9 protein-coding genes are annotated in these 8524 nt (G+C 74.9%); 5 read left to right on the top strand and 4 right to left on the bottom strand.

Annotated elements, in window-relative coordinates; translation table 11 throughout:
• The 3 genes from ACVMLK_RS11560 to ACVMLK_RS11550 form a co-directional block, all read left to right on the top strand.
• On the top strand, positions 1–652 hold a 652-nt coding region (locus tag ACVMLK_RS11560; protein ID WP_457486487.1), incomplete at its 5' end, for a glycosyltransferase.
• Positions 649–1704 carry a glycosyltransferase gene (locus ACVMLK_RS11555; protein ID WP_198367656.1) on the top strand — a complete coding sequence of 352 codons (1056 nt, stop codon included), beginning with the start codon at positions 649–651 and terminating at the stop codon, positions 1702–1704. The genes ACVMLK_RS11560 and ACVMLK_RS11555, both read left to right, overlap by 4 nt.
• A gap of 24 nt (positions 1705–1728) precedes the next feature.
• Positions 1729–2787 carry a glycosyltransferase gene (locus tag ACVMLK_RS11550; protein ID WP_457486486.1) on the top strand — a complete coding sequence of 353 codons (1059 nt, stop codon included), beginning with the start codon at positions 1729–1731 and terminating at the stop codon, positions 2785–2787.
• Here ACVMLK_RS11550 and ACVMLK_RS11545 read toward each other — a convergent pair.
• Positions 2781–3644: a glycosyltransferase family 2 protein gene (locus tag ACVMLK_RS11545; protein ID WP_457486485.1), complete on the bottom strand. Its 864-nt coding sequence runs from the start codon at positions 3642–3644 to the stop codon at positions 2781–2783. The genes ACVMLK_RS11550 and ACVMLK_RS11545 overlap by 7 nt on opposite strands.
• Before the next feature lie 295 nt (positions 3645–3939).
• Between ACVMLK_RS11545 and ACVMLK_RS11540 the strand changes: the two genes are divergently transcribed.
• Positions 3940–4398, top strand: a complete 459-nt coding sequence (locus ACVMLK_RS11540; RefSeq protein WP_457486484.1) for an MgtC/SapB family protein — start codon at positions 3940–3942, stop codon at positions 4396–4398.
• Positions 4399–4561: 163 nt separating this feature from the next.
• The gene (locus ACVMLK_RS11535; RefSeq protein ID WP_457486483.1) at positions 4562–4717 is read left to right on the top strand and encodes a hypothetical protein; all 156 of its coding nucleotides are present in this window, start codon (positions 4562–4564) and stop codon (positions 4715–4717) included.
• A 56-nt stretch (positions 4718–4773) separates the two neighbouring features.
• On the opposite strand, the gene ACVMLK_RS11530 is transcribed toward ACVMLK_RS11535, so the two are convergent.
• From ACVMLK_RS11530 to ligD, 3 genes are all read right to left on the bottom strand, one after another.
• Entirely contained in the window at positions 4774–4998 is a 225-nt protein-coding gene (locus ACVMLK_RS11530) for a hypothetical protein (protein ID WP_198367661.1), read from the bottom strand.
• Positions 4999–5136: 138 nt separating this feature from the next.
• Complete coding sequence (ku, locus tag ACVMLK_RS11525; protein WP_457486482.1) at positions 5137–5997, bottom strand: non-homologous end joining protein Ku; 861 nt, start codon at positions 5995–5997, stop codon at positions 5137–5139.
• Positions 5994–8498: a DNA ligase D gene (ligD, locus tag ACVMLK_RS11520; RefSeq protein ID WP_457486481.1), complete on the bottom strand. Its 2505-nt coding sequence runs from the start codon at positions 8496–8498 to the stop codon at positions 5994–5996. The genes ku and ligD overlap by 4 nt, the downstream gene beginning before the upstream one ends.
• Positions 8499–8524 lie beyond the last annotated feature (26 nt).

Here is an 8524-nt window from a genome sequence, read left to right as displayed (position 1 = left end):
GCCCTGGCCGTGGGGGGGGGGGGGGGGGGGGGGGGGGGGCCGCCCCCCCCCCCCCCCCCCCCCCCCCCTCGACCGCTTCCGGCCCCGCCTGGAGCCGGCGCCGGAGCGGCATGCCATCTGGTCCGGCCGCCTCGTCCCCGAGAAGGGCGCGCATCTCGCCATCGCCGCGGCCCGCCTGGCCGGCATGCCGCTGCGGATCGCCGGACCGCTGAGCGACCCGGACTACTGGCGGGCCGAGGTGGCGCCGATGCTGGGCGCGGACGTCACCTACCTGGGCCATCTGAACCACGCCGCCCTGTCGCGGGCCGTCGCGGCGGCCTCCGTCGCGGTCATCACCCCCCGCTGGGAGGAACCCTATGGCCTGGTCGTGGCCGAGGCCCTGGCCTGCGGCACGCCCGTCGCCGGCTTCTCGCGCGGCGCCCTGCCGGAGCTGACGGATGCCGCCACGGGCCGCCTCGCCCCCGCCGACGACGTCCGCGCGCTGGCCCGCGCCATTCCCGCCGCCGCCACCCTCTCGCGCGCCGATTGCCGGGCCCGCGCGGAAGCGATCTGCGATGCCCTCGCCATGGTGGACGCCTATGAGGCGCTGTATCGCCGGGAGATCGCCTGCGGGGCCGGCCGCCACGGCCTTGTCGGCGGCACCGTGTCGTGAGCGGCCCGCCCTGTGTCGTCTGCGTGCCGGCGCGGAACGAGGCGGAGGCGCTGCCGGATCTGGTGTCCGCGCTGGCCGGCCAGGACACGCCGGGGCGCCTTCGGGTCGTGGTGGCGGCGAACAACTGCACCGACGGCACGGCGGACCTCCTGCGCGCGCTGGCGGGGCGTACGCCACGCCTGTCGCTTCGCGTGCTCGAGATCACGCTGCCCACTGCGCGTGCCCGGGTCGGCGTGGCTCGTGGCCTCGCGATGGATGCGGGCGCGGCCTGGCTGCGGGAGGAGGGCGTGGCGGAGGGCGCGCTGATCAGCACGGATGCCGATGCCGTGCCGCCGCCCGGCTGGGTCTCCGCCCAGCTCGGCGCGCTCGCGCGGGGCGCCGAGGCCGTCGGCGGCGAGCTCCGGCTGCTGGAGCATCCGGACCGGCCTCTGCCGGCCTGGCTGACGGAGGCGCGCGCCCGCGTCGCGCGCTACTGGTCCGCCGTGCGCGGCCTGGCCCACCGGATCGACCCCCTGCCGCATGATCCGCCGCCCCGGCATGGCGACCATACCGGCGCCAGCCTGGCGGTCACGGCCGCCGCCTACCGTGCCGCGGGCGGCGTGCCGCCGCTGGAGAGGCAGGAGGATCTCGCCCTCGTCGCCGCCATCGAGCGGATGGGCGGCCGGCTGCGCCACGCGCCCGAGGCCTGGGTGCGGGTCTCGGCGCGCGAGGATGGCCGGGCGCCGGGCGGCATGGCCGAGGAGATGCGGAAATGGCGGCGCGTGGCCGAGGGCGCCGAGGCGCACCTCCTGCCCGACGCCGCCCATTGGCGGGCGGTGTTCCGCCGCCGCCGCGCCCTGCGCCAGGGCTTCATCGAAGGCCCCGGGGCGGTCGCCGCCCGGCTCGGGGCCGATCCCGCCCTGCTGGCGGCGGTCGCGCGGGAGAGCGTGAACGGGATCGCCTTCGTCGCGCGGGCCGAGCCCCTGCTGCCGCCGCTGGCGCCGCGCTGGGAGGCCATCGAGGCCGTCATTCCGGTGCTGGAGGCGATGGCCCTGGAGACACGGGCCGCATGACGGGGGCCGCATGATGGGGGCCGCATGAGGCCGATCGGCTACTACGTGCATCACCATGGCTTCGGCCACTGGCAACGCGCGGCCGCCCTGGCCCGCCTGCTGCGGCGGCCCTGCACCCTGCTCGGCACCTTCCCCGAAAGCGTCACGCGCGCGGCGCCCTGTCCGGTGGTGCCCTTGCCGGACGACGCGCCCACCGGCGCGGAACCGCCCGATCCCGGGGGCGTGCCGGGGCTGCATTACGCCCCGCTGGGGCATGACGGTCTCCGCCGGCGGGTCGCGCGGATGGCGGGCTGGATCGCCGAGGCCCGCCCGGCGCTGATGGTGGTGGATGTCTCGGTGGAGGTCGCGCTGCTGTCGCGGCTGATGTCCACGCCCTTCCTCTACGTTCGCCTGGCGGGGCTGCGGGACGATCCGCCGCACCTCGCCGCCTTCCGCGCGGCGGCGGCCCTGCTCGCCCCCTTTCCCCGCCCGCTGGAGGCGGAGGGGATGCCGGAGGGAATGCCGGAGGGAATGCCGCACTGGGTCCTGGACAGGACGTTCCATGCCGGCTTCCTGGCGGGGCCGTCGATCCGGCCCTCGGAGGGGGGCGGCATCCTCGCCGTCTTCGGGCGCGGCGGGAGCGGCGGTGACGCGGAGGCGCTGGCCCTGGCGGCGCGCGCCACGCCGCGGTGGCGATGGCGCGCCATCGGCCTGCTGCGCGGCGATGCGGCGCCGCCGCCCAATCTCGAGCTGCTGGGCTGGCGGGAGGACGCCCGGCCGCTGCTGGCCGGGGCGGATCTGGTCATCGGCGGCGCCGGGGACGGCCTGCTGGCCGAGGTCGCCGCGCTCGGCAAGCGCTTCCTGTGCCTGCCCGAGCCGCGGCCCTTCGGGGAACAGCACCACAAGGCCCGCCGCCTCGCCGCGCTGGGCGCCGCGGTGGTGCGGGAGGCCTGGCCGGCGGCGGAGGACTGGCCCGCGCTGCTCGCCCAGGCCATGGCGCTGGACCCGGGCCGCATCGCCGCGCTCCACGATCCCGGCGCCCTCGCGAGGTGCGCGGCCTTCATCGACGCGGAGGCGGATCGCGCCGCGCGCCCGGGTCAGTAGGCGCGCTCCGGCGGGCAGACGGCGGCCGCGATCTCCGCCGTGGAAGGCGGGCGCAGAACCACGATCCGGTCCGACGCGGCATAGGGCGCGATCAGCCCCCGCCGGTGGAAGGCGTCCAGCCAGCCCGTCATCGGCCAGAAGCCGTGCCGGTCCCGGAAGCGCCGGGCATTCGCGACGATGTCGGCGAAATGCTGCAGCGGCGGGTCGTACACCGTGTGGTGCTGGTGGAAGGCCAGGGTGCTGGCCGTGAACAGCAGGGGGAGGCCGGCCTCGCGCGCGCGGAAGGCGAGATCGGTGTCCTCCGCCCCGTAGCCGTCATAGGTCTCGTCGAAGCCGCCGAGGCGCAGGAAGGTGTCCCGCCGCACGGCGAAGGCCAGGGACCAGAACAGCCCCGCATTCGGCTCGGTCCGGAGGCCGCGCGGCGGAAAGGACCGGGCCTCGTGCCGCTGACCCAGCGCGCGCAGCCGCGCCTCGACCGGCCCGTCCCGCAGCGCGCCGGCGGGCAGGTAGAGGATCTCGCAGCAGATCAACGCCTCCTCCGCGGCGGCGTCGGCGGCCAGGCCGGCGACGAGGCTCGCGGCGGGAATGCAGTCCACGTCGAGGAAGATCAGGACCGGCGCCGTGGCCAGGGCCGCCGCGGCATTGCGCGCGCGGGCCAGCGGCAGGCCGGCCGAGGGCATCCGGTGGTGCCGGACGGGGAAGGGCAGCGGCGGGATCTCCAGGGCCGTGTCGCCGAGGTCCACGACGACACATTGCTCGGGGAGGCAGGTGTTGCGGGCCAGCCCGCCGAGGAGATGGCGGAGATGCCCTTCCCGCCCGCGGGCCATGGTCAGGACGCTGGCGGCGGGCAAGGGCATGGACCTTCCGTGGCGCGATGGCGCGCCCGGTAGCGCCCTGGCGGATCTGACGCGCGCGGCGCCGCCCCGTCAAGCGGACCGCCGCGGCGCGGTAACGGTTCAGCTCGGCCGACACCTGGCCTCCGGGCACGGTTGTTCATGCCGGGGCGCGAAACAGGGCGGCCTTCCGGCGATTCGGGCTTGAGTCGTCACTGCGGGGCGGGGAAGCTGGTCCGGCGGCGGTCGGGGCGGGATGCGAGCGGAACCCTCGCGCCGCGCCTGTCCGCGCGTCTGGAGGCCGGCCCGAACCATGATGATGACCGACCCATCGACCGAGGACATCCTCCTGCGCCTTGGCGGCGCGGCCGGGCTCGGCATGCTGCTCGGCCTGGATTGGGAGCGGCGCGGCTTCGACGCGGGCATCCGCACGCATGGCCTGATCGCCCTCAGCGCGGCGCTGCTGATGCTCTCCGCGACCTCCATCGCCGCGACAGTGCTGCAGAGCGGTGGAGAATCGGATCCGCTGCGGATCGCGCAGGGCCTGTTCCAGGCCCTCGGCTTCATCGGCGCGGGCATGGTCTTCGCCTGGCGGGAGGAGGTGCGCAACCTGACCAGCGCCAGCAGCCTCGTGCTCACCGGCGCCATCGGCATGAGCTGCGGCGCGGGACACTGGCGCATGGCGTTGATCGCCGCCGGGTTGGGGCTCATCCTGATGGTCATGGTCCGGCTTGGCACCCGCCATCTGCCGGGCCGCGACAGGGCGGAGGGGGAATGACGCCCTGTGGCATGACACCCTGCGGGGCGGCATCCTGTGGCATGGTGCCGGTGACGGCCACGCCAGGCGCCGCCGTCCTCACGGCCAGCGTGCCGCCGCCCGCGTCGTGATCCGGGGAGTCTCCGATCGCATGACCCCGCCTGCCCCTGCGCATCCCGAGGAGATGAGGGCCAGCCTTCATCTGGACCTGGGCCATGGCAGGCTGCTGACCGCCACCGCCCGCGCGACACCGGCCGGGCTGATCGCCGCCGCGATCCTGGTCTCATCGGTCCTGCTGTCGGCGGCGGTCCTGCGGCGGATATCGTACAGGGCACGCTGAAGGGCATGCCGGCCCGCCGGCACCGCGGGCCCCCGGGATGACGGCGGCCGGAAAGCCTATGCCTGCCCCGTGATCGGCATCATGGCATGCCGGTCCACCGTCCTGCGGGCGTCGGCCAGGACCTCCGCCAGTTTGGCGGGCATCGGCGTCGTCAGGACGGCGACCTTATGGCCACTCCGGACATCGGCCGGCGGATAGACATGAACCGCCCAGCCGGTATCCCCATACTCGCGGATCTCCAGAGGATAGCGTCGGTAATACTTCAGTTCGCGGTAGGCCATGTCCGAAGCCCTAGACAAGTTTCGCGCTTGTCTAGTGCCCCGTGACGGGGGAAGTCCACGCCCCCTGAGTTGCATGCAGAACTGTCATTCAACCGAAGCCCCGGCGCGGGGGCCCCGATGCCCAGGGCGCGCGCGGCCTCAGGCCCGTTTGCGGCGGGCCGGCGCGGCCTTGTCTCCGGCGGGCGCCTTGCGCTTCGCCTTGCCGCGCGAGGGCCTCGTGCCCTTCAGGCTGGCGCGCAGGGCGGCCATCAGATCCACGACATTGTCCCGCCCTTCCGTCTCGTCCTCCACCTCCGGCGTGATGGTCTTCCCCTGGCGCCGCTCCTCGATCACCTCCCGCAGCCGCGCCTCGTACCGGTCCTCCGTGTCGGCCGGGTCGAAGGTGCCGGCCTGCCGGGCGATGAGCTGCCTCGCCAGCTTCACCATCTCCGCGTCGGGCGCGCCCCGGGGCACCTCGGCGAAGGCCTCCTCCGCATCCCGGAGGTCGCCCTCCTCCTGCAGCGTGTGCAGCACCAGCCCGCGTTCGAGCGGCAGGATGGCCACCGCCCTCTCCCGCCGGAACAGCACCAGCCGGGACAGCGCCATCATGTCGCTCCGGCGCAGGGCTTCCCGCAGCACGGCGTAGACATCCGCCGCCTCGTCCTCCTGCGGCACGAGATAGTAGGAATTCTCGAAATGGAGCGGCGTGATGCTGCCCGATTTGACGAACTTGGCGATGGTGAGCGTTCGGCTGCTCTCCACGCGGGCGCTCTCGAAATCCTCCTCCGTGAGCAGGACATATTCCCCCTTGGCCACCTCGTAGCCATGCACCAGGGCGGCGCGCTCCACCGCCTTCCCCGTCTCCGCATCGACGGTGCGATTGCGGATGCGATGGCCGGTCTTCGGATTGATCAGGTTGAAGTGCAGGTTGTTGCGCTCCTGGCGCGCCGGCAGCAGGGCGACGCGGCAGGACACCAGCGCCAGGCGCAGCGTCCCGCGCCAGATCGGACGGGCCTTCATGCCACTCCGCCTTTCCGGGCGGCCCCGCGCCGGAACACCGGCAGGGGGCGGGCCGCCGCCTCATGGCCCGCCCAGGGATCCTTGCTCAGACGCGCCGGCGCCGTCCGCAGGGTGAAGGCCTTCGGGTCCAGCCCCGGCGCCACCTCCTGCCAGCCCAGGGGCATCGAGACGGGCGCGCCGGGCCGCGCGCGGGGAGACCAGGCGGAGACCGCCGTCGCAGTCCGGTCGTTGCGCAGGTAGTCGAGGAAGATGCGGCCCTTGCGCGCCTTCCGGGCGAGGTTGGTGGTGTAGAGGCGGGGCTGGTCCTCGGCCATCAGGGCGCAGAGGGCCTGGCAGAAATCCCGCGCCTCCGGCCATCCCGCGCGGGGCCGCAGGGGCACGACCAGATGCAGGCCCTTGCCGCCCGTGGTCTTGGCGAAGGCGACGAGGCCGAGGGCCTCCAGCCTCTCGCGCAGCGCCAGCGCCGCGTCGATCACGGCGCCGAAGTCGAGACCCTCATCCGGATCGAGGTCGAAGACCAGCCGGTCCGGCCGCTCGGTATCGTCGGCCCGGGCCCCGCCCGGATGGATCTCCAGCACCCCGGCCTGGGCCAGGGCCACCAGCCCCTCCACGCTGTCCACCGCCAGGTAGGGATCCTCCTCCCCGGCCAGCGGCACCCGCGCCAGCAGGGCGGAGGTGCCGCGCCCCGGATGGCGCTGCAGGAAGCGGGGGCCGGCGATCCCGTCGGGGCAGCGCAGCAGGGCCACCATCCGGCCGCCGGCATAGGCGAGCAGGCGCGGCGCCACCGCCGCGTAGTACTGCGCGAGGTCGTGCTTGGTGATGCGCTCCTCCGGCCAGAGCAGCTTGTCCGGATGGCTCAGCCGCACCCCCGACACGGTATGGGCGCCGCCCCCGGCCGGCCGGCGCGCACCCGGCTCCGGCGGCGGATCCTGCCCGGCGATCGGGCCGGGTGGTGTCACGCTGTCCGCCGGCTTGTCCTCCCGCACCCCCTTGAACGAGGCCTGGCGGATCCGCCCCTCCCCGGTCCAGCCGGCATAATCCACCTCCGCCACCAGCCGGGGCTCCACCCAATGGGCGCGCCGCCGGTCCGACGGATCGGCCGCCGTCGCGAAGGGCGAGGTCTTTCGCGCCAGGGGCCTGAGCTGCCGCGCCAGGGCCCGCGCCCGCTGGCCCGAGATGCCCGAGCCCACCCGGCCGAGATAGATCAGCTTCCCGTCCCGCCATGCCCCCAGCAGCAGGGTCATGTTGCCCTTGGGCCCGGTGCCGTGGCCGCCGATGACGAATTCATCGTTGCCGCGGCACTTGGTCTTCACCCAGTCCTCGCCGCGCCCGGCGCGGTAGGGCGCCTCCGCCCGCTTGGAGACGATGCCCTCCAGCCCCATCCGGCAGGCCGAGTCGAGCATGGCCCGGCCCGGCGCCGTGAAGTGCTCCACATAGCCGATCGCCGCCGGCGCCTGGCGCAGCAGCGTCTCCAGCGCCGCCTTGCGCCGCAGCAGGGGCTCCTCCCGCATGTCCCGGCCGCCGAGGCCGAGCAGGTCGAAGGCCATGTACCGCAGCGTGCCGCCCCGTCCCGCCTCCATGGCGGCCAGCAGCGCGGCGAAGTCCGGATGGCCATCCTTGTCGGGGGCGATCAGCTCGCCATCCAGGATGGCGTCGGGCAGGCGGGCCAGGGCCTCGGCGGTGTCGGGGAAGCGCGACGTCCAGTCCAGCCCGTTGCGGGTCAGCAGCCGTGCCCGGCCGCCGGCGATCTGTGCCTGCAGCCGGTAGCCGTCCAGCTTCACCTCATGCACCCAGCCCTCGCCGGCCGGGGCCGCGGCGGCGGCGGCGCAGAGCTGCGGCGGCAGGAAGCCGGCCGGAGCATCGGCGCCCGTGTCGGCGCGGGGCCTCGGCTTCGGCGCCGGCTTCGCCGTTCCGGCGATCTCCTCGAGGCTGCGGCCCGAGCTGACCGAGCGGGTCTCCCGCCGCAGCAGGGCATCGCCCTCGCCGGGGCGGGCCTCCTCGTCGCGCTCCTTGATCAGCAGCCATTGCGGCGCCTTCTCGCCCTTGCGCGGACGCATGCGGACCAGGGTCCAGCCGCCCCGCAGCCGCTCGCCCTCCAGGCGGAACTTCAGCTTGCCCTCCGCCAGCGCCGCCTCCGGGTCGGCATCCTCGCCGCGCCAGCGGCCCCGGTCCCAGAGCATCACGGTGCCGCCGCCATACTGGCCCGGCGGGATGGTGCCCTCGAAGCCGCCATAGTCCAGCGGATGATCCTCCACCTGCACGGCGAGGCGCTTGTCCGCCGGGTCCAGGCTCGGCCCGCGCGTCACGGCCCAGCTTTTCAGCGTGCCGCCCAGCTCCAGGCGGAAGTCGTAATGCAGGCGGGTGGCATCATGCTTCTGCACCACGAAGCGGTGCGCCGCGCGGCGGCGCGGAGCCTTTTCGCCGGCGGGCTCGGCGGTGCGGGTGAAGTCGCGGCGGGCGCGGTAGCGGCCGAGCGAGGCGTCCTGGTCCCGGGCGGGCATGGCCTGTCCCTCCGACGCCGCACGGC

It is taken from the genome of Teichococcus aerofrigidensis (assembly GCF_054073225.1).
The sequence above is the reverse complement of the archived record's forward strand: the minus strand, read 5'-3'. Positions and strand labels throughout refer to the sequence as shown.

Coding starts and splice junctions, on each gene's coding strand:
- ACVMLK_RS11550 (WP_457486486.1), top strand. CDS start 1,729: ATGAGGCCGATCGGCTACTACGTGCATCACCATGGCTTCGGCCACTGG.
- ACVMLK_RS11545 (WP_457486485.1), bottom strand. CDS start 3,644: ATGCCCTTGCCCGCCGCCAGCGTCCTGACCATGGCCCGCGGGCGGGAA.
- ACVMLK_RS11540 (WP_457486484.1), top strand. CDS start 3,940: ATGACCGACCCATCGACCGAGGACATCCTCCTGCGCCTTGGCGGCGCG.
- ACVMLK_RS11535 (WP_457486483.1), top strand. CDS start 4,562: ATGAGGGCCAGCCTTCATCTGGACCTGGGCCATGGCAGGCTGCTGACC.
- ACVMLK_RS11530 (WP_198367661.1), bottom strand. CDS start 4,998: ATGGCCTACCGCGAACTGAAGTATTACCGACGCTATCCTCTGGAGATC.
- ku (WP_457486482.1), bottom strand. CDS start 5,997: ATGAAGGCCCGTCCGATCTGGCGCGGGACGCTGCGCCTGGCGCTGGTG.
- ligD (WP_457486481.1), bottom strand. CDS start 8,498: ATGCCCGCCCGGGACCAGGACGCCTCGCTCGGCCGCTACCGCGCCCGC.